The sequence below is a fragment of the Microbacterium esteraromaticum genome (assembly GCF_014084045.1).
GTDB classification, from domain to species: domain Bacteria; phylum Actinomycetota; class Actinomycetes; order Actinomycetales; family Microbacteriaceae; genus Microbacterium; species Microbacterium esteraromaticum_D.
In genome coordinates this window covers 2,118,690-2,139,700 of the sequence record NZ_CP043732.1, presented here as the reverse complement: position 1 = coordinate 2,139,700, position 21,011 = coordinate 2,118,690, and the positions used below count along the sequence as shown (strand labels likewise).

Genomic DNA, 21,011 nt, shown 5'->3' with positions numbered 1-21,011 from the left:
GTTCCGGATGCTTACTGCTGGAGGCCCGGGTAGAGCGGGAAGGCTCCGGCGAGCGCGTCGATGCGGGCGCGCAGCGCCTCCACGTCGGCGCCGGGCTGCAGCGCGAGCGCGATCACGTCGGCGACCTCGGTGAACTCCGCGTCGCCGAAGCCTCGGGTGGCCAGGGCCGGCGTGCCGATGCGCAGCCCCGAGGTGACCATCGGCGGACGCGGGTCGTTCGGCACGGCGTTGCGGTTGACGGTGATGTGGATCTCGTGAAGCAGGTCCTCTGCCTGCTTGCCGTCGATCTCGGCGTCGCGCAGGTCGACGAGCACGAGGTGCACGTCGGTGCCGCCCGAGCGCACGGCGATCCCGGCGTCCTTGACGTCCTGCTGTGACAGGCGGTCGGCGATGATCGCCGCGCCGCGCAGCACGCGCTCCTGGCGCTCCTTGAACTCCGGGGTGCCGGCGATCTTGAACGCGGTCGCCTTGGCGGCGATCACGTGCATGAGCGGCCCGCCCTGCTGGCCGGGGAACACGGCCGAGTTGATCTTCTTGGCGATGTCGGCGTCGTTGGTGAGGATGAAGCCCGAGCGCGGGCCGCCGATGGTCTTGTGCACGGTCGACGAGACGACATGGGCGTGCGGCACCGGGTTGGGGTGCAGGCCCGCGGCGACAAGACCGGCGAAGTGCGCCATGTCGACCCAGAGCAGCGCGCCCACCTCGTCGGCGATCTCGCGGAACGCGGCGAAGTCGAGGGTGCGCGGGTAGGCCGACCAGCCGGCGATGATGACCTTCGGCTTGTGCTCGACGGCCAGGCGGCGCACCTCGTCCATGTCGATGGTCGAGGTCTCGGGGTTCACTCCGTAGGCGACGATGTCGTACAGACGACCCGAGAAGTTGATCTTCATGCCGTGCGTGAGGTGACCGCCCTGGTCGAGCGAGAGTCCGAGCAGGGTGTCGCCGGGGCGAGCGATGGCATGCAGCACGGCGGCGTTGGCGGTCGCGCCGGAGTGCGGCTGGACGTTGGCGAACTCGGCGCCGAAGAGCTCCTTGGCGCGGGCGATCGCCAGCTCCTCCGCGACGTCGACCTCTTCGCAGCCGCCGTAGTAACGACGGCCGGGGTAGCCTTCGGCGTACTTGTTGGTGAGCACCGACCCCTGCGACTGCAGCACCGACACCGGCACGAAGTTCTCGGATGCGATCATCTCGAGGAAGGTCTGCTGACGCGCGAGCTCCCGGTCGAGGACCTCGGCGATCTCGGGGTCGACCTCGGCGAGCGGGGCGTTGAAGTAGCGGTCGGTCATGACAGTCTCCTGTTCACAAGGGAATTAGGGGTGTTCCTCATCGGCCCAGGCGCGCGGTCGATTCCTATGAGGCCGCTCCCCGGTGGTGACCCACCCAGACGCCAGTCGCGACGCAAGAAGCTTAGCGGATCGGCCCCGTGCAGCCGACTCCGCGGCGTCACATTCGATCCGGGTCGGGATAGATTTTGTTCATGGTCTTTCCTGTTGCGTCGGGGCTGGTTCCCGCGCCCACGTCCGTCGACTTCGGCGACGACGTCCTCATGATCGGCACCGGCACGACCGTGTCCGGTCCGCCCGCCGCCGTCGAGCGCCTTCAGGACGCCGTGGCCCGGCGCACGGGCATCCGCCCCGGCTGGGCCGACGACGCCTCCGACGCGACCGTCGTGCTGCGCGTCGACGACACCATCCCGGATGCCGAGGGCTACCGCCTCATCGTGGGAGAGAGCGTCGACATCGCGGGCGCCGACTCTGCGGGGCTCCAGCACGGCGTGGAGACGCTGATCCAGCTGGTCTCCGCCACCGGCGAGGGCTGGGGGTGGCCGGCCGTGCGGATCGAAGACGCACCGCGGTTCGCACACCGCGGGCTGATGCTCGACGTCGCCAGGCACTTCTTCCCCGTCGACGAGGTGAAGACCGTCATCGACCGCGCCGCCGCGCTCAAGCTCAACCGCCTGCACTTGCACCTCAGCGACGATCAGGGCTGGCGGATCCAGATCGACGCCTGGCCGCTGCTCACCGAGCGGGCGTCCGGGTTCGCCGCCGATCCAGGAGACCAGGGCGGCTTCTACACCAAGGAGGACTTCCGCGAGATCGTCGCACATGCGGCATCCCGCCACATCATCGTCATCCCCGAGATCGACCTGCCGGGCCACACGCACGCTGTCGGCGTGGCCTATCCCGACCTCGTCGACGAACCCCATCTGCACCCTGCGCTGCTCGCCGATGCGGAGCGCCTCGGGCATGCGCTGCCAGTGAAGGGCGAGCCGTACACCGGCTGGGGAGTCGGACACTCGAGCCTCCGCATCCGCGACGAGCGCACCTGGGACTTCGTCCGCGACGTGCTCGCCGAGATCGCCGAGATGTCTCCTGGGCCATGGATCCACATCGGCGGCGACGAGTCGCTCGGCACCTCGGCCGACGACTTCGCGTACGCCATCGAACGCGCCACGTCGATCGTGCGCGAGCTCGGCCGCATCCCGGTCGCCTGGCACGAAGCCGGCGCCGCACCGGCGCTGGCCGAGGGAACCGTCGGGCAGTACTGGGGTTCGCTCGCCCCTGAGCAGACGCACGCCGCCCATGCGACGCACTTCGTCGCCCGCGGCGGGAAGATCGTGCTCTCGCCATCGGATGCCGCGTACCTCGACATGAAGTACGACGCCGACTTCCCGCTCGGACTCGCCTGGGCGGGCACGGTGAGCGTCGAGCGGGCCTACGGCTGGGATCCGGCAGCGCTTCTCGATCTGCCCGATGAGGCGATCGCCGGAATCGAGGCCCCGCTGTGGAGCGAGACCGTGCGCAGCCTGCCGGATGCCGAACTGCTCATGTACCCGCGCATCGCGGCCGTTGCGGAGCTCGCCTGGTCGCAGCCGGGCGAGACCGCACGCGACTGGGGCGACTTCCGCGAGCGCGTGGGCAGGCTGTCGCCGCTGTGGCAGTCTGAGCGAATCCGATTCCATCCCGTCGACGAGATCCCTTGGAGCGCACGATGACCCTGGAGCGAACGATCATCACCGACACCCGCGGCTCGCGGGTGATCCACTCCGCGCGGATCGTCGACGGCGACGGCTCCGTCACAGAGGACGGCTGGGTGCGCTTCGAAGCCGGACGCGTCGTCGCCCGCGGCACCGGCCGCGACTGGACGCCAGCCGACGACGTCGTCGACGCCCATGCCGTGGCGGGTCCGGATGCCGTGCTCACCCCTGGCTTCATCGACATCCACGGCCATGGCGGTGCGGGGGCCGCGTACGACGACGGCGTCGAGGCGATCCGTCGCGGCCGCCGGATGCATCGCTCGCACGGCACGACCCGCGCCGTCATCTCGCTGGTCACCGCGACCGTCGACGAGCTCGCCTCGTCGGTCGCGACGATCGCCGACCTCACCGAGACCGACCCCGACATCCTCGGCAGCCACCTCGAGGGGCCGTTCCTCGACCCGGGGCACCAGGGAGCGCATGAGCCGTCGCTGCTGCGGCACCCCGAGCCCTCCGACGTGGCGCGGCTCCTCGATGCGGGCCGCGGCACGGTCAGACAGGTCACCATCGCCCCCGAGCTTCCCGGCGGAATCGACGCGGTGCGGGCGGTGGTCGCGGCCGGGGCGGCTGCGGCCGTCGGGCACACCGACGCAGACGAGACGATCGCCCGCCAGGCATTCGAGGCCGGCGCCTCGATCCTCACCCATGCGTTCAACGCGATGAACGGCATCCACCACCGCGCGCCGGGTCCCGTGCTCGCCGCGGCGGCCGACCATCGAGTCGTGCTCGAGGGCATCGCCGACAACTTCCATCTGTCACCGCCCGTCATCAAGCTGCTCTTCGATGTCGCCCCCGGTCGCGTCGCGCTGATCACGGATGCCATGGCCGCGGCCGGCAGCGCCGACGGGCACTACGACCTCGGCGCCGTGAAGGTGACGGTGAAGGACGGCATGGCGAGGACAGACGACACCGGCTCGATCGCCGGGTCGACGCTCACACAGGACGTCGCGCTGCGACGTGCGGTCGAGGCGGGCGTCGCGCTCGGCGATGCGGTGCGCGCGCTCACGGCGACCCCCGCCGCCGCCGTGGGGTACGGCGCGTCCCTCGGTCTGCTGCAGCCGGGCTATCTCGCCGATGCAGTGCTGCTCGGTGCCGACCACGAGGTGGCTGCCGTGTGGGTGGGCGGCTCCATCCCTCGCTGAAGGTCGTCTTCGCCGCGTCAGACACCGCTTTCGCCGGATCATTACGCCACTTCCCCGGATCCGTGGGCTCCGTCGCCCTGGCGACCCATCGCGGGTTACAGCCCTCCGGGCTGAGCCTGCGCCGCCAGTACCCTCGTCCGACAGGCGTGACGCTCGACCGTCGCTGCAGCTTCCGGCCGCGAGCCATCGGCGAGCCGTCGCGCTGACGTTGTTCCTGGGGAGGGCGAGCGTTGATGACGAAGGCAGACGTGCACGCGGCGGTATCCGACATCGAACTGGTGGGGCGCACGCGGGACGGCGACACGAATGCGTTCGCCGAGCTGTGGCGACGGCATCACTCGGCAGGCATGACGGTCGCGCGGTCGATCACGGGCGCATTCGATCCCGACGATCTCGTGCAGGAGTCGTACGCGCGCATCTACCAGACGATCGTGAAGGGCGGCGGTCCGGTCGGCGCCTTCCGCGCGTACCTGTTCACCTGCATCCGCAATACGGCAGCGGCCTGGGGACGATCGCGGCGCGAGACGCCGATCGACGAGCTCGACTCTCTGCCCGACCCGTCTTCGACCGATGCTGCGGTCAGCGAGGCGATCGACTGCAGTCTGACCATCCAGGCATTCCGATCGCTGCCCTCTCGATGGCAGGAGGTGCTCTGGTACACCGAGATAGAGCAGATGAAGCCCTCCCACATCGCGCCGCTGCTCGGGATGACTGCACCCGCCGTCTCGCAGCTCAGCTTCCGCGCACGCGAGGGCCTGCGCGAGGCGTGGATCGAAGCGCATGTGCGCCAGGCCGGCGAGGGATCGGACTGCCAGTGGCTCATCGGCCACCTCGGCGCCTACGCGCGAGGGTCGCTCGGCGGGCGCGCGCAGCTGCGGGCAGAGCGGCATCTCGCCGTGTGCACCCGCTGCATGGTCGCCGCCGGAGAGGCGACCGACGTCTCCAGTCGCCTGACGCTCGTGCTGCTGCCGCTGACCGTCGGCGTCGCCGGGGCATCGACGTATCTCGCGGCCGCCCAGGGCGGCGGCGCGCCCATCGTGGCACTCGCCGGCATGCCAAGCAGCGTCGTAGAGGGCGCAGTCGTCGCATCCGGATCGACCGCAGCTGGAGCGGGCGCATCCGGATCCGCCCTCATCGCAGCGGAGACGGGCGCGTCCGTGGCGGCGGCATCAGGATCGGGCCTCGTCGTCGGCGGAGTACACGTGGGCATCGGCGCTCTCATCGGCGTCGGCTCGGCGGCACTCGTCGTCGCCGGAGTGGTGGCAGCGGCGTCGATCCTGCCGCCGGCACCGCACGACACCACAACAGCGGCACCGATGTCCGCGGTCGCACCGCCGACCGAGGTCATCGTCGTGCCTGGTCCGACGCCCACTCCGCAGCAGGAGCTGCCCGCGCAGACGCCGGCTGCTCCGGAGCCCGCCGTTCCGGATCCGGAGGCTGCCGCTCCCGCTCCGACTGCTCCTGCCGACCCGGCGTCGCCCGTGCAGCCGGTCGTCAGGGAGGGATCCGTGGCAGCGGATGCGCCACCGGCGCCGGTCGTCGCGCCGCCGCCAGTCCCTCCGACGACAGCGATGTCGTGGGGCGAGACCACGCTGCGCGTCGAGGGCCGGCGGGTGTTCTACGTCATCCCGATCAGAGGCACCGCAGGAACGACCGTGCAGGTGTGGCTGGGCAGCAATCAGGCGCGCGGCGCGGAGATCGTGCTCGACGACGACGGCCGAGGCGTCGCCGAGATCCAGCCCAACCCCGTGGAGCTGATGTCGAACGTGCCCGTCGGCTTCCGTGAGATCGTCGATGGGCGACCCGGCCCGTGGACGACGGTCGCACTGTGGACCCTGCACGCACCGGAGCTCGGCGAGGGCGAGGAGACGCCCGTCGACCCCGAGACGCCCGTCGACCCGGAGACACCCGTCGACCCCGAGACACCCGTCGACCCCGAGACACCCGTCGACCCGGAGACACCCGTCGACCCCGAGACACCCGTCGACCCCGAGACACCCGTCGACCCCGAGACACCCGTCGACCCCGAGACACCCGTCGACCAGGAGACCGTGGGTGGTGTCGCTGCGCCGACCGAGCCGGGGCGACCCGCCGATCAGGACCAGGCCGGCGCCCCGGTGGTCGTGGCCAGATACGAGCTCGTTCCCCAGGAGACGCTCATGGCGCTGGCGAGCACCGTGTCGGCTCCGACACCGACAGCGCTGTGACGGTGGGTCGTCGCGTCTGGGTGCCGGAGCACTGATCGGTCGACGAGGTGATCGCCGGTGCGGGCCGCGAACGCGACGGCGAGCACCCGCGCAGACAGAACGGGCACCTGCGCAGACGGAATGAGGGCCGCCGCACTCCCCAGTGCAGCGGCCCTCCTGTTCCCCTGAGCCGACTGTGGCCGAGAACTCCTCCCCCGAGGCTTCCGGCCGAGCCCACCGCGGCGCATCCCCAGCACCGGAGGCCCTCCGCAGCCGCCCCCCGGTGGTGCGTCAGACCTGCTCTGCATGAAGAGACGTCGCCTCCGCGGATTCATTACGCGGTTTCGACAAAAAACTTCCGGAGATGCGTGGGAGCGCTCTTCCTACTTCTCCACAGGGGTGGCCAGGTTGCCGATTTCGGGTGAGAATGGAAGAGACGCGTGATGAAACGAGCATTCACGCGTCTCTTCTTGTGAGAGCGTTCCCGCGAGACGAGGTGAGGACAGGGCGTGACGATCGAGAACACGAGCAGCGAGGCGCTGGCTGACGCCGACCTCGTGCTGCGCACGCGATCCGGCGACACCGACGCGTTCGGCGAGCTCTGGCGTCGTCACTACCCGTCCGGAATGACGGTCGCCCGCTCGGTGACCTCTTCGATCGACCCCGACGACCTCGTGCAGGAGTCGTACGCCCGCATCTACCAGGCGATCCTCAAGGGCGGCGGGCCCAACGGGTCGTTCCGCGCATACCTGTTCACGAGCATCCGCAACACCGCGGCCGCCTGGGGTCGCGCACGCCGCGAGACCCCGATCGACGAGCTGGACACCGTGCCAGACCCGTCGTCCACCGACTCCGCCGCCGATGAGGCGCTCGACCGAGGACTGACCGCACAGGCCTTCCGCTCTCTGCCCTCCCGCTGGCAGGAGGTGCTCTGGTACTCCGAGATCGAGCGGATGAAGCCTGCTGAGATCGCCCCGCTGCTCGGCATGAGCGCCGGTGCGGTGTCGCAGCTGAGCTTCCGCGCCCGCGAGGGGCTGCGCGAGGCGTGGGTGCAGGCGCACCTGCGCAGCGCAGGCGAGGGGTCGGAGTGCCACTGGACCATCGAGAACCTCGGCGCGCACTCACGCGGCAACCTCGGATCCCGCGCGCAGCAGCGGGTCGACCGGCATCTCGAATCCTGCGCGCGGTGCATGATCGTCGCGGCCGAGGCGCAGGACGTCTCGAGTCGCCTCGCCCTCGTGCTGCTGCCGCTGGTGCTCGGCGTCGGGGGTGCCGGCGCCTACCTCGCGTCGCTGCAGAGCGGATCGACCCCGGTCGTCGCACTCGCCGCGATGCCGAGCAGCGTCGTCGAAGGCGCGGTCGTCGTGACGGGCGCCGGCGGCGCGACATTCGCCGGAGCCTCAGCCGGTGCCTCCGGAGCAGGTGCCGGCGCGACGACCTCCGGCTCGGTCTCCGGGATCGGCGCACTTGTCGGTGCCGGATCGGCCGCGCTCATCGTGGCCGGAGTGGTGGCCGCCGCCGCCGTGGTGCCCGCGATGATGAGCGCCAGCCCCGCGACCTCGCGTCCGAGCGCCGCCGAACCCGATTCGTCGTCCATCGCCTCCGAGGTCGCGCCCGACGACTCGATGACCGCAGACGCACCTCTGATCATCGAGGTCGACGACGATGAGCGCGAGGTCGAACCCGCGCCGCAGGTTCCGCCGGCCCCGGTGATCGAAGAGGCTCCGCTCGCCTCGCGGCCGATCCTTCCCTCTCCGATCCCCGCCCCCGAGCCCACTCCGACGCCGACACCCACTCCGACACCGGAGCCCACGCCGACGCCCGAGCCCACTCCGACGCCGACGCCGACGCCCGAGCCCACTCCTACACCGACGCCTGAGCCGACTCCTACGCCCGATCCCGGCGGAGAGACCAGCGACATCGAGGTCGGCGTGCCGACCGTGCTCCAGACGCCCAAGGGCTACGCCTTCTCGATCCCCCTGATCGGCGAGCCCGACGAGATCGTCGAGGTCTGGATGCGAGTGGAGGGCTTCCCGATGGAGACCGTCTCCCTCGACGGCTCCGGCTTCGGCGTCGCCGAGATCTTCCCGCACCGCAGCGATGTCGACAACGACGTGGCCGTGCGCTTCTGCTATCAGGGCGAGTCGGCGGACTGCACGGTGTCCGGTCTGCAGCAGCTCCTGCAGCTCGCCCAGTCCGCGCTGGCCGCCCCCGTCGTCCCGGAGGACGAGGGCACGCCGGACGAATGACGTCGGGGATGCCCGTCGGCCGCGCCGAATAGACTGGGGGCATGTCCTCGCACTCCGCCGCCGAACCGGGCGTGCAGCGCCCCGCCGTCACACCGCTCGACATCATCCGTGTGCTGGTGCTGCTCGCCGCCCTCGCGTCGCTCGCCCTGTGGGGCTTCGGCGAGTGGGACATGCCGTGGAACATCGTCGTCGGGGTCGGCGCGCCCCTCGTCACGCTGCTGATCTGGGCGCTCTTCCTGTCGCCGCGCCCCGTGCTCCGTCTGCACCCGTTCCTTCGCGCTCTCGTCGAAGTGCTCATCTACGTGGGCGTCACGCTCGCCTGGTGGTCGATCGGCCAGACGTGGGCCGGAATCGCGTTCGCCGTCGTCGCCGTCACGTCGGGCGTCATCGCCGGACGACGCGCGCTGGGCTGAGCCTCGCGAAGAGAACCTGCCGCCATGTCCGTCGTCGCACGCCTGATCAGCGAACTCGGCGACAGAGTCGACACCTCGGCGCCCGCCCTCGAGGACGCGCGTGCCGACCGCAGCGGGCACCGCTCCGCCGGCGCGCCGCTGGCCGTCGTCAGCGCCCGTTCGGTGGACGACGTGCAGCAGGTCATGCGCATCGCCTCGGAGACCAGGACCCCGGTGGTCGTGCGCGGAGCCGGAACCGGGCTCGCCGGTGCTGCGAACGCCGGGCCGGGAGAGATCGTGCTGTCGACGGCGCGGATGGACCGGCTGCTCGAGGTGCGACCGGACGACCTGCTCGCCGTCGTCGAGCCCGGGATCCTGAACGCCGACGTGAACGCCCACCTGGCCGAGCACGGTCTGTGGTGGCCACCGGATCCGGCGAGCCGAGAGATCTCGACCGTCGGGGGAAACATCGCAACCGGCGCCGGCGGGCTGCTCTGCGCCAAGTACGGCGTAGTCCGCGACGCCGTACTCGGCGTCGACATCGTTCTCGCCGACGGCCGGATGCTGCGACTCGGCCACCGCACAGTGAAAGGTGTGACGGGTCTGGACCTCACGTCCCTCGTGATCGGCTCCGAGGGTCGGCTGGGAGTCATCGTGGGCGCGACCCTCAAGCTGCGCCGCCTCACTCAGGGCCTCGTCTGCACCATGGTGGCCTCGTTCCCGACGGTTCGCGATGCCGCCGCCGGTTCATCCGCGGTGACCGCCGCGGGTGTGCAGCCGGCGATCATGGAGCTGATGGATGCCGCGTCCCTCGTCGCCGTGCACGCGCTCCTGGGCCTTCCGGCACCCGCGGCGGGTGCCGCGCAGCTGACGATCCAGACCGATGGCCCCGCCGCCAGGGAGGAGGCCGACCGCATCGCCGAGGTGCTCGAGTCCGCCGGCGCTGCAGTCACCATGTCAGACGACCCGGCCGAGGGCGAGCGGCTGCTGGCCGTGCGCCGCTCCATGCATCCGGCGATGGCATCTCTGGGAACCACCCTGATCGAGGACGTCGCGGTGCCACGAAGCGCGATGGCCGCGATGTTCGACGAGATCGCACGCATCGAGCGGGAGTTCGGCGTCAGCATACCGACCGTCGCGCACGCGGGCGATGGCAACCTGCACCCGAACTTCGTGTTCGAGGGCGAGACGGTGCCTCCGGTCATCTGGGCGGCCGCCGACGAGCTGTTCCGTGCCGCCATCCGCCTCGGCGGCACGCTCACCGGAGAGCACGGGGTCGGCATCCTGAAGCGTCGCTGGCTCGCCGAGGAGCTCGGTGACGACCAGTGGGAGATCCAGCAGCAGATCCTGCGGGTGTTCGATCCGCAGGGCATCCTCAACCCGGGAAAGGTGTTCCCCGATGCCTGACATCCACGTCAGCGCCGCCGTCATCGTCGATGACCGCGGGCGCGCGCTTGTCGTGCGCAAGCGCGGCACGACGAGGTTCATGCAGCCGGGCGGCAAGCCGGAGGCAGGCGAGAGCGCCGCGCGGACGCTGATCCGCGAACTGCACGAGGAGCTCGCCCTGCGCGTCGACGAAGCCGATCTCACTCCGCTCGGCACCTTCGTGTCGGCGGCGGCGAACGAGCCTGATCATCGGGTCGTCGCCGATGCCTTCGCGCTGCGCGCCCAGGCGGAAGACGTCGTGGTGCAGGCGGAGCTGGCCGAGCTGCGATGGCTCGAGCGCGGGGACTGGACGAGCGTGCCGCTCGCGCCGCTCAGCAGCGAGCACCTGCTGCCGATCGCCTGGGCCTGAACCAGCTCACCGTCGCCAGGGCCGTCCGCCTGCATCCTCCCGCCGGGGGCAGAGCCCGGCGGCAGGATCCGGGCTGCGTCAGATGCCCTGCCAGGACGGCTTGTTGTCGTAGGTGTAGCGGTAGTAGTCGGCGAGCTCGAGCTTCGACGCCGCGGCCTCGTCGAGCACCACCGTGACGTGCGGATGCAGCTGCACGGCCGAGGCAGGCATCACCGCGCTGATCGGCCCCTCGAGGGCGGCGGCGACCGCGTCGGCCTTCGCCTCGCCGAACGCCAGCAGCACGAGGTGGCGAGCGCGAAGGATCGTGCCGAGTCCCTGAGTGATGCAATGGCGGGGCACCTCGTCGATCGAGTCGAAGAAGCGCGCGTTGTCCTCTCGGGTCTGCTCGGTCAGGGTCTTCAGCCGCGTGGTCGACGCGAACGACGAACCAGGCTCATTGAAGCCGATGTGGCCATCGGTGCCGATCCCCAGCAGCTGCAGGTCGACACCGCCCGCCTCGATGATCTCCCGTTCGTAGTCGTCTCCGGCGTGGCGGATGGTCTCGAGCGCACCGTTGGGGACGCGGACCAGCTCGGGATCGAGCCCCAGCGGCTCGATCACCTCGCGGGTGATGACGGAGCGGTAGCTCTCGGGGTGCGAGACGTCGAGTCCCACGTACTCGTCGAGCGCGAAGCCGCGCACGTGCGTGACGTCGTGGCCCGCCAGCCTCTCGCGGAGCGCCTCGTACACCGGCAGAGGGGTCGAGCCCGTGGCGAGGCCGAGCACAGGGCTCTCCACGTCGTCGATGAGTCGGACGATCTCATCTGCGACGAGGGCGCCGGCGGCGGCCCTGCTGTCGAGGATCACGACTTCAGCCATGGGAGGGCATCTCCTTATCGAGGGGTGAGGGCACTGCGATCGCGGCGCCCAGCAGTGCAGCGCCTATGGCCGCGACCGGTGAGTCGCCGGTCAGCAGCTCGATTCTCTCATCGAGGTGAAGCGACTGCATGAACGGCGATTCGGCGGCATCGCTGCGGAGTCGAGCGCGGATGCCCGGCTCGATGCGCGGACCGAGTGCGGTGAGTCCGCCGCCGATGACGACCGTCTCGACATCCGTGGAGAGCACGAGCGCGCGCACGGCGGCCGCTGCTCCGCGGAACAGGTCAGCGCGCAGGCCGGCTGCTCTCTCGTCGCCGGAGTCGGCCGCGTCGAGGATGTCCTTCACGGGCAGGTCGCCGCCGCGACCCCACGCGCGGGCCAGCGCACCGCCGCCGCAGAGGGTCTCGATGCAGCCGCGCTGCCCGCACCCGCATACGCGACCCTGAGGGTCGACGACGAGGTGGCCGACCTCTCCCGCGGTGCCGCGCGCACCGCGCCAGATGCGGCCGCCGATGATCAGGCCGGCCGCGACTCCCGTGCCGAGGTTGAGGTATGCCATCGGCTCGGCGCCCGGCCGCAGCGACGCTGCGCCGAGTGCGGCGGCCTTCACGTCGTTCTCGACGAAGCACGGGATGCCGAGGGCCTCGCGCACCCTCGAGGCGAGGCCGAGAGAGGCGACGCCGAGGTTGACCGCGTGCAGCACGAGACCTTCGGACGCGTCCACCAGACCCGGGATGCCGATGCCGATCGATCGGATGCTCCGGGACGACTCCCCCAGCTGCTCGATCAGCGCCGTGACCGCGGCGACTGCGCCGTCGACGACCGCGGCGTCGCCCCAGCCTGTGGGGCGACGCACGGCGGCCAGGTGCGTCCCGTCGTCGGCGACGGCCAGCCCGGCGATCTTCGTGCCGCCGACGTCGAGGCCGATGCGGATGCCGCTGCCGGCGATTCCGGTCATGACACCCCCAGCTGCGCCGAGAGCACCATCACCGCTGCTCCCCTCAGCACGATGTCGCGCTGCTCGGTGAGGCGGATCTCGACATCGGCGAAGACGCCGTCGAGGGTCCTGGCGTGCAGCGTGCGCGTCGCGGCGGTGACGAACTCCTCGCCGAGCAGCGCGGGCGAGCCCGCGAGCACGACCTGCGAGAGGTCGAGGGCTGCGACGATCGGGGCGATCGTGATGCCCAGCCTCGTTCCCGCCTGGGCGAGGATCTCCGCGCGACGCGATGGCTCGGCCTCGATCAGACCGGTGAGGTGCGGCGCGTTGACCCAGGCTTCGAGGCATCCGCGGTTGCCGCAGGCGCAGAGCGGACCATCGTCCGTGCCTGCGACGACATGCCCGATCTCCCCTGCCGCGAAGCGTCCGCCGACGACGGCTTGCCCGCCGGCTATGAGGCCTGCGCCGACGCCGCGGCCGATGCGGATCAGCATCAGATCGGATCGCGCGGCACCGAATGTGTACTCCGCGAGCACTGCGGCGTTCGCGTCGTTGCGAACGAGCACGGGCAGCTCGAACTCGTCGTGCAGCCGCTGCTCGAGCGGCAGGTCGCTCCAGCTGAGGTTGGGAGCGCTGAGCACCGTGCCGTCCGGCCGGACGATCCCCGGGCTCCCGACCCCGACGCCCAGCACGGGCCGGTCGGCCGCGGAGATGAGCTCGCGCACCAGCTCGACCACGGCCGCGTACGCCTGCTCGGGTTCGGCGTGAGCAGGCAGCGAGACGGTGCGGCGGTGCAGCATGCGCCCGTCGAGGTTGAGCACCGCCCCCTGGAACGCGTCGGTGCCTGACAGGTCGACGCCGATGATCTGGTGGCCCTCGCGGTCGATGTCGATGACGATCGGCGGCTTGCCGGGGCCCGCGACCTCGCGCACGCCGATCTCGCGGACGATGCCGTCGGCGATGCACTCCGCGACGAGATCTGAGATGGTCACCCGGGTGAGGCCGGTCTCACGCGACAGGTCGGCACGACTCATCTCACCGCCGTGGAACAGGGTCTGCAGCACGAGCGATCGATTGTGCGAGCGGGCCTGCTCCGGCAGGACCTTGCCCGTCGTGCGCAGGCCACGCCCCCCGCCGAAAGAGGCGCTGATGACCGCCTGCACGGGGGTGGATCCTCGACGATCGATCGGAATACTCATATTTGTTAGTACACCTTACGAACCCTGGTCCACGCAAGCGCGAACGAGGGATGCAGGCGCCGCTTTACCGAAACGTTACCCGTGTCACCTCGGTCGGCGGTGGACGTTGCCTCCTCGTTACCCCCTGTCCCGTACCATGAAAAGACACGTCACGAAGCATCGAGGGGGGTGAGTCCGTGACCGATCTGATCTCCGGCCCCGGGACCGGCCAGTCGAACGCCGTCTCACCGGACGACACGGCCATGGCGCAGCCGCCGATCGACGGCACTCAGCCCATGGAGTGGGCGCCGATGGAGCCCGCCCCGAAGAAGCGCCGCATAGGTCTGTGGGTCGGCCTCGGCGCCGGTGCGCTCGTGATCGCCGCCGGCGCGGCGTCGCTCCTGCTCATCGCCCCTGGCACCACCGTGGCCGGGGTTCCGGTCGGCTTCATGACCCCCGGCATGGCGGCAGAGGCGGTCAGCTCGCGGCTGGCCTCGACCGAGGCGGAACTGACCGGTGCCGGCGAGGGCACCACCGTGGCCGGCGCTGACCTGGGCGCGAGTGTCGACGCGACGGCCCTCGTCGACCAGGCCTTCGCGGATCGCCCGATGTGGAACCTGGGCGCCTGGATGGGCGAGCCGATCACGGCGGAGGTGACCCTCGATGCCGAGGTCGCCGACAGCGCGCTGCGCGCCGCCGTGCCCGCCAGCTACACCCCCGCGACCGACGCGACGGTCGCCTTCGACGCCACCGCCCAGACCTACGTCGCCACGCCCGCCGAGCCGGGTACCGGCATCTCGGTCGACGACCTCGCCGCCGAGTTCACCGCAGCCCTCGCCGCGGGCGAGACCTCGTTCGAGTACTCCGGCGATCCTGCGGAGGTCGACCCCCTGATCACCGACGCGAAGGCCGCCACCACCGTCGAGAAGCTGAACGGGATGCTCGCGAACGCCGGCTTCTACGTCGGCGAGGAGCGCACCGTCCCCGTCGCTCCGGAGGTCGTCGCGTCGTGGCTCACCGTCGAGGCGGTCGACGGCGAGCTGGAGATCACCGCCGACCCGGCGAAGATCCAGACCGTGGTCGAAACCCTCCCCGCCCAGGTGAATCGCGAGGTGGTCAACGCCAGCAACATCGTCGACTCCGGCGGCAAGGTGCTCAAGGCGCTGACCGAGGGCAAGGACGGCCGTGTGCTCGGCGACACCTCCACGACCGCGGCCGACTTCGCCGAGAAGCTGGGCAGCGGTGACGCCGCCTTCGCGCTGACCGTGACGTCGACGCCGTTCGAGGCCACCAACCTGTTCCGTCGGGTCGAGGTCGATCTCAGCGAGCAGCGCACCTACCTGTACGAGAACGAGAAGCTCGTGAAGTCGTGGTCGGTGTCCACCGGCAAGGGCGCGAACGCGACCGACAAGGGTCGCTTCCGCGTCTACGCGCAGCTGAGGACGCAGAACATGGGCCGCGAGGACACCTCGGTCGCCCCGTACTACTACACGCCGAACGTGCCGTACATCTCGTACTACAACGGAGATGAGGCTCTGCACGGCACGTACTGGCACTCCAACTTCGGCACGCCGATGAGCCACGGCTGCGTGAACATGCCGGTCGACGCCGCTCGGTACGTGTGGGAGTTCGCGACCAAGGGCACCGAGGTCTGGGTCCACGACTGATCCACGCGGCGCGCGAAGACGCCCGCCGACGCAGAAGAGGCCGGATGCTGAGCATCCGGCCTCTTCTGCGTCATGGGTCAGAGCGCGTCGATCACGCCGTTCAGCGTCGCCGACGGACGCATCGCAGCATCGACCTTCGCGGCGTCGGGGCGGTAGTACCCGCCGATGTCGACAGGCCGGCCCTGCACCGCATTGAGTTCGTCGACGATCCTCTGCTCGTTCTCGGCGAGCTTCTCGGCGATCGGGGCGAAGGCCTCGGCGAGCTCGGCATCCTTCGTCTGCTTCGCCAGCTCCTGCGCCCAGTACAGGCCGAGGTAGAAGTGGCTGCCGCGATTGTCGATCGTGCCGAGCGCACGGCCCGGTGAGCGGTCCTCTTCCAGGAAGGTGCCTGTCGCGGCATCCAGCGTCTCGGCGAGGATGCGCGCCTTCTCGTTGCCCGTGCGGTCTGCGAAGTGCTCGAGCGAGGCGGCCAGCGCGAAGAACTCGCCGAGCGAGTCCCAGCGCAGGTAGTTCTCCTCGACGAGCTGCTGCACGTGCTTGGGGGCGGAGCCGCCGGCGCCGGTCTCGAAGAGCCCTCCGCCTGCGAGCAGGGGCACGATGCTGAGCATCTTGGCGCTGGTGCCGACCTCGAGGATCGGGAACAGATCGGTCAGGTAGTCACGCAGCACGTTGCCCGTGACCGAGATGGTGTCGAGCCCGTGACGCATGCGCGCGAGCGTGTAGCGGGTGGCCTCCTCCGGAGCGAGGATCGTGATGGTCAGCCCCTTGGTGTCGAGCGTCGCGAGGCCCTGGTGCACCTTGGCGATGATCTGCGCGTCGTGCGAGCGGTTCGCATCGAGCCAGAACACGGCAGGAGCGCCGGTGGCGCGGGCGCGGCCGACCGCGAGCTTGACCCAGTCCATGACCGGGATGTGCTTGGTCTGCGTCGCGCGCCAGATGTCGCCGGCGCCGACCGTGTGCTCGATGAGCACCGTGCCCTCGCTGTCGAGCACCTGCACGATGCCGTCGGATGCGATCTCGAACGTCTTGTCGTGGCTGCCGTACTCCTCGGCGGCCTGGGCCATCAGCCCGACGTTCGGCACGGTGCCGATGGTGGCCGGGTCGAGCGGGCCGTTGGCGATGACGTCATCGATCACGGCCTGGTAGACGCTCGCGTACGACGAGTCGGGGATCACCGCGATGGTGTCGGCCTCGCCGCCGTCCTTGCCCCACAGCTTGCCGCCGTTGCGCACCAGGGCGGGCATCGACGCGTCGACGATCACGTCGCTGGGCACGTGCAGGTTGGTGATGCCCTTGTCGGAGTTGACGTACGACAGGCGGGGACCGCCGTCGATCGCGCGCTCGAAGGCAGCGGCGATCTCGTCGCCGTCCGCGACCTCGGCAAGGCCGGCGAGGATCGACCCGAGGCCGTCGTTGGCGCTGAGCCCGGCCGCGGCGAGCGCGTCGCCGTGCTGCGCGAACACGTCGGCGAAGAACGCCTTCACGACGTGACCGAAGATGATCGGGTCGCTGACCTTCATCATCGTCGCCTTGAGGTGCACCGAGTAGAGCACGTCGTCGGCCTTGGCCTGCTCGAGCGTCTCGGCGAGGAAGGCGTCGAGCTCCTTGGCCGAGAGGAACGTGGCGTCGATGATCTCGCGCGGGAGGACCTTCAGGCCCTCCTTCAGCACCGTGACGGTGCCGTCGGCGGCGACATGCTGGAAGCTCAGCACCTCGTCGTGCGCGGCGACCCACGAGCGCTCGTTGCTCTTGAAGTCGTCGTGGCCCATGGTCGCGACCCGCGTCTTCGAGCCCTCGGCGAACGGCTTGTTGCGGTGCGGGTGCTTCTTCGCGTAGTTCTTCACCGCGAGCGGTGCGCGACGGTCGCTGTTGCCCTCGCGAAGCACGGGGTTCACCGCCGAGCCCTTGATCCGGTCGTAGCGGGCGCGGACGTCCTTCTCCTCGAGCGACTGCGGCTCGTCGGGGTACTCGGGGACGTCGAAGCCCTTGTCCTGCAGCTCGGCGATCGCAGCCTTGAGCTGGGGAATGGATGCCGAGATGTTCGGCAGCTTGATGATGTTCGCCTCGGGCAGGGTGGCGAGCCCGCCGAGTTCGGCGAGCGCGTCGCCGACCTGCTGCTCGGGCGTGAGCTTCTGGGGGAAGGCGGCGAGGATGCGACCCGCCAGCGAGATGTCGCGGGTCTCCACCTCGATGCCCGCCTGACCCGTGTAGGCCTTGATGATCGGCAGGAAGGAAGCGGTGGCCAGAGCCGGCGCCTCGTCTGTGTAGGTGTAGATGATGGCGTCGTCGGTCACCGGGATCTCCGTTCGCGAGGGCAGATTTATCTCGATACCAAGATACCCGAGTCCGTCGTGCGGACCCCGCAGGAGTTCACTGGCCTCGGACGACACGGAACGCCGCCGAGGCGCTAGCCTGGGATCATGACGGAACTGCGCGTGGAAGAGCTCTCGGCTGCGACGATCGTCGCCGTGAACAATCTGTCCCTGCGTCCGGGACAGGAGCAGTTCCTCGCTCCCGTGTCGTACGGGATCGCCGCGACCGTCGTGAACCCGCAGACGTCGTGGCAGCGCGTGGTGCTCGATGGCGACGAGGTGGTCGGTTTCGTGAGCGCGAGCTTCGACGCCGACACGGCCGACGAGCACTTCCGCAGTGTGCTGTGGCGAATCAACGTCGACGCCGATGAGCAGCGGCGCGGCGTCGGACGATTCGCCGTGGAAGCCCTGATCGACGAGGCCCGCTCCCGCGGCGTCGATCACGTGAACGTGATCTATGAAGCCGGCGAGGCCGGGCCCGAGGCGTTCTTCCGCCGCGTGGGCTTCGAGCCGGTGGGCGAGACCGAGTACTCCGAGGTCATCGCGCAGATACGCGTCACGAGCTGAACCGGCGGCGGGGTCTCGAATCCCCTCCCCCATCGAGACCTCGTCGCCGCTCTCTCTGAGAGCGCTCCCCCGTCGGCGTCGGGCCGGCCGGGAGCGTGCGTGGCATCGATTTGTTGTCTTCAACCACAAAAACCTTGCCTTCTCTGACACGGTATGCGTATCATCGACCCGGAAGCGCTAGCGAAGCGTTTCGATGATCCGCAGACGAGGTCCCGATGACGACGATCCACGAGGTGGCACAGGCTGCCGGGGTGTCGATCAGCACCGTGTCGTATGCGCTGAGCGGCAAACGCCCGGTGTCCGAGAAGACACGGCGACGCATCGAGGACGCGGCGGAATCGCTCGGGTACCAGCCGGACGCCGGGGCACGGATGCTCGCCGGTCGCCGCACTCATATCTTCGCCCTCACCGAGCCGCTGAGAGCCGACACCCACGCACCCACCCACATGGCGTTCGTCCTCGCCACGGCGGTCGCAGCCAGGCGCCGCGGCTACGACATCCTGCTGCTCACCGACGAGCAGGCCTCGGACGGGATGAACAGGGTCGCCGCGAGCCGGCTCGTCGACGCGATCCTGGTCCTCGACGTCGCTCCCGATGACGAACGAGCCGAGATCGCGCGCAGCGTGCGCACTCCCACGATCTTCATCGGCGTCCCCCGCGACGCGAGCGGCCTGACCTGCGTCGACCTCGATTTCGAAGGCGCCGGCCATCTCGCCGTGGACCGCCTTGCCGATGCCGGGCATCGCCGCGTCACCCTCCTCGGGCAGACGGAGGTCGCGTACCGGAAGTCGAACTTCCCCCGGCGACTGCTGCGCGGCGTGCAGACGCGGGCATCGGAGCGCTCGCTCAAGCTCGACTGGGTCACGACCGGGGCATCCGAGACCGACCGGGCCGCGGTCCGGGCAGCGGCCGAGTCCGCCCTCGACGCCGGTCACCGGGCGTTCATCGTCCATGCCGTGGGCGATGCGCACGAGGCCCTGCTGCAGACCATCGACTCCCGCGGCCTGCGAGTGGGACGCGATGTCTCTGTCGTGTCGGCGGCGGCATCGTTCGACACGGGCACGCTGACGACGCCGGTGGACACCATTCCGCTGAGCCCCCAGGCATCCTGTGAGCTCGCGGTGGACCTCGCCCTCGAGCACCTGGACGACCGCACGGCCGCCCCCCGCATCCACCTCATCCCGCCCGAGTACCTCGACGCAGGCTCGGTCGCCCCACCACCGCCTTCGCGCTGAACGCGACAGCCCGACAGATCGTCATGACGCGAGTCGAAACGCTTCGACGATCCTCCCACAACTGAACATCCCGACCCACCGCAGTGTCCGGCCCGAGAGGGCCGCCCAGAAAGGAGTGCCGACGATGGCACGCAGGATTCGCAGCACGACAGTGGCCGCCCTGGCCGCGCTGACCGCGACGGGAGTGGCCCTGAGCGGCTGCACCGCCGGAACAGACGAGGGCGGCGACGGCCAGACCCTCAAGCTCTGGCACTACGAAGGCGCCGACAGCGCGATGGGCAAGGCATGGGCCGAGGCCATCGACATCTTCGAGAAGGAGACCGGCGCCACCGTCGAGTTCGAGGAGAAGTCCTTCGAGCAGATCCAGAAGACCGCGAGCCAGGTGCTCGACACCGACGCGGCCCCCGACCTCATGGAGTTCAACAAGGGCAACGCGACGGCCGGCTTCCTCGCGTCGACCGGGCTGATCGCCGACATCTCGGATGCCGTGGAGGAGTACGGCTGGGACGACAAGCTCGCCCCGTCGCTGCAGACGACGGCCAAGTACTCCGAAGACGGCGTGATGGGCGGCGACACCTGGTTCGGAGTGCCGAACTACGGCGAGTTCGTCGGCGTCTACTACAACGAGGACGCGTTCGCTGAAGCCGGCCTGCAGATCCCCACCACGTACGACGAGTTCGTCGACGTGCTCGACGCCTTCGTGGCCAAGGGCGTCACGCCGCTCGCCGAAGCGGGAGCCGAGTACCCGCTCGGTCAGCTCTGGTACCAGCTCGCGCTCAATGCGGGAGACCGCGGATTCGTCGATCAGTACCAGCTGTACGACGGAGAGGTCGACTGGCAGGGTCCTGAGGTCACCGCGGCGACCGAGACCATCGCCGAGTACGTCGACAAGGGCTACATCGCCTCCGACGTCTCCTCGGTGAAGGCGGAGGATGCCGGAGTCTCGTTCATCAACGGCACCTCGCCGATCTTCGTCTCGGGTTCATGGTGGTTCGGCCGCTTCGTCGCCGAGGCCACCGGCTTCGACTGGACGATGACCGCGTTCCCCGGCGCGGACCTCTCGCTCGGCTCATCCGGCAACCTCTGGGTCGTGCCGGAGAACGCCGCGAACAAGGAGCTCGCCTACGAGTTCATCGACATCACGATGCGCCCCGAGATCCAGGCCATCATCGGCAACAACGGCGGTCTTCCGGTGGCTGCCGAGATCGACGACATCACCGACGAGAAGAGCGCAGAGCTCATCGAGACGTTCAACGGCGTCCTGGAGGCCGACGGCCTCTCGTTCTACCCGGACTGGCCTGCACCCGGCTTCTACGACGTGCTGGTGCAGGAGCTGCAGGGTCTGGTGACGGGCGTTCAGGACGCCGAGACCACGAATGCGAACCTCGGCGAGCAGTACGACGAAGGCACCGCGGAATTCCGTTGATCCGTCTGCGGGGGCGGACGCTGCGCGGCG

At 69.9% G+C, this 21,011-nt stretch carries 16 protein-coding genes and 1 riboswitch; of the genes, 11 read left to right on the top strand and 5 right to left on the bottom strand.

Annotation, left to right across the window (positions count from 1 at the left end; translation table 11 throughout):
• Positions 1–11: 11 nt before the first annotated feature.
• Positions 12–1,286 (bottom strand): serine hydroxymethyltransferase, encoded by a 1,275-nt coding sequence (gene glyA / locus FVO59_RS10050; protein ID WP_182252513.1) that lies wholly within the window; start codon positions 1,284–1,286, stop codon positions 12–14.
• A 36-nt stretch (positions 1,287–1,322) separates the two neighbouring features.
• A riboswitch (ZMP/ZTP riboswitch) is annotated at positions 1,323–1,405 on the bottom strand.
• Positions 1,406–1,477: 72 nt separating this feature from the next.
• On the opposite strand from glyA, the gene FVO59_RS10045 reads away from it, so the two are divergent.
• From FVO59_RS10045 to FVO59_RS10015, 7 genes are all read left to right on the top strand, one after another.
• Positions 1,478–2,995 (top strand): beta-N-acetylhexosaminidase, encoded by a 1,518-nt coding sequence (locus tag FVO59_RS10045; RefSeq protein WP_182252512.1) that lies wholly within the window; start codon positions 1,478–1,480, stop codon positions 2,993–2,995.
• Positions 2,992–4,179 (top strand): N-acetylglucosamine-6-phosphate deacetylase, encoded by a 1,188-nt coding sequence (locus tag FVO59_RS10040; protein WP_182252511.1) that lies wholly within the window; start codon positions 2,992–2,994, stop codon positions 4,177–4,179. The genes FVO59_RS10045 and FVO59_RS10040 overlap by 4 nt, the downstream gene beginning before the upstream one ends.
• Positions 4,180–4,412: 233 nt before the next feature.
• Complete coding sequence (locus FVO59_RS16635; RefSeq protein WP_182252510.1) at positions 4,413–6,386, top strand: sigma-70 family RNA polymerase sigma factor; 1,974 nt, start codon at positions 4,413–4,415, stop codon at positions 6,384–6,386.
• Between the two features lie 488 nt (positions 6,387–6,874).
• Positions 6,875–8,614, top strand: a complete 1,740-nt coding sequence (locus FVO59_RS10030; RefSeq protein WP_182252509.1) for a sigma-70 family RNA polymerase sigma factor — start codon at positions 6,875–6,877, stop codon at positions 8,612–8,614.
• A gap of 41 nt (positions 8,615–8,655) precedes the next feature.
• Positions 8,656–9,027, top strand: coding sequence for a YrdB family protein (locus FVO59_RS10025; RefSeq protein WP_182252508.1), 372 nt, complete (start codon positions 8,656–8,658; stop codon positions 9,025–9,027).
• 24 nt (positions 9,028–9,051) lie between these two features.
• Positions 9,052–10,413: an FAD-binding oxidoreductase gene (locus tag FVO59_RS10020; protein WP_182252507.1), complete on the top strand. Its 1,362-nt coding sequence runs from the start codon at positions 9,052–9,054 to the stop codon at positions 10,411–10,413.
• Positions 10,406–10,801: an NUDIX hydrolase gene (locus FVO59_RS10015; RefSeq protein ID WP_182252506.1), complete on the top strand. Its 396-nt coding sequence runs from the start codon at positions 10,406–10,408 to the stop codon at positions 10,799–10,801. Before FVO59_RS10020 ends, FVO59_RS10015 begins: the two co-directional genes overlap by 8 nt.
• Before the next feature lie 78 nt (positions 10,802–10,879).
• Here FVO59_RS10015 and FVO59_RS10010 read toward each other — a convergent pair whose 3' ends face one another.
• From FVO59_RS10010 to FVO59_RS10000, 3 genes are read right to left on the bottom strand one after another with little or no spacing between them, the layout of a single operon-like run.
• Positions 10,880–11,659, bottom strand: coding sequence for a glucosamine-6-phosphate deaminase (locus FVO59_RS10010; RefSeq protein ID WP_182252505.1), 780 nt, complete (start codon positions 11,657–11,659; stop codon positions 10,880–10,882).
• Positions 11,652–12,617: an ROK family protein gene (locus tag FVO59_RS10005; protein WP_182252504.1), complete on the bottom strand. Its 966-nt coding sequence runs from the start codon at positions 12,615–12,617 to the stop codon at positions 11,652–11,654. The genes FVO59_RS10010 and FVO59_RS10005 overlap by 8 nt, the downstream gene beginning before the upstream one ends.
• The gene (locus FVO59_RS10000) at positions 12,614–13,795 is read right to left on the bottom strand and encodes an ROK family transcriptional regulator (protein WP_182252503.1); all 1,182 of its coding nucleotides are present in this window, start codon (positions 13,793–13,795) and stop codon (positions 12,614–12,616) included. The genes FVO59_RS10005 and FVO59_RS10000 overlap by 4 nt, the downstream gene beginning before the upstream one ends.
• Positions 13,796–13,971: 176 nt before the next feature.
• Here FVO59_RS10000 and FVO59_RS09995 point away from each other — a divergent pair, with 176 nt between their 5' ends.
• A complete protein-coding gene (locus FVO59_RS09995; RefSeq protein WP_259363152.1) occupies positions 13,972–15,441 on the top strand; it encodes a L,D-transpeptidase family protein in 1,470 nt (489 codons plus the stop codon).
• Positions 15,442–15,518: 77 nt separating this feature from the next.
• Here the strand turns inward: FVO59_RS09995 and FVO59_RS09990 are convergent, their stop codons facing one another.
• Positions 15,519–17,735, bottom strand: a complete 2,217-nt coding sequence (locus FVO59_RS09990) for an NADP-dependent isocitrate dehydrogenase (protein ID WP_182252502.1) — start codon at positions 17,733–17,735, stop codon at positions 15,519–15,521.
• 126 nt (positions 17,736–17,861) lie between these two features.
• On the opposite strand from FVO59_RS09990, the gene FVO59_RS09985 reads away from it, so the two are divergent.
• From FVO59_RS09985 to FVO59_RS09975, 3 genes are all read left to right on the top strand, one after another.
• On the top strand, positions 17,862–18,320 hold the full coding sequence (locus FVO59_RS09985) for a GNAT family N-acetyltransferase (RefSeq protein WP_182252501.1): 459 nt from the start codon (positions 17,862–17,864) through the stop codon (positions 18,318–18,320).
• A 215-nt stretch (positions 18,321–18,535) separates the two neighbouring features.
• Complete coding sequence (locus FVO59_RS09980; RefSeq protein WP_182252500.1) at positions 18,536–19,555, top strand: LacI family DNA-binding transcriptional regulator; 1,020 nt, start codon at positions 18,536–18,538, stop codon at positions 19,553–19,555.
• A 124-nt stretch (positions 19,556–19,679) separates the two neighbouring features.
• A complete protein-coding gene (locus tag FVO59_RS09975) occupies positions 19,680–20,981 on the top strand; it encodes an ABC transporter substrate-binding protein (protein ID WP_182252499.1) in 1,302 nt (433 codons plus the stop codon).
• Positions 20,982–21,011 lie beyond the last annotated feature (30 nt).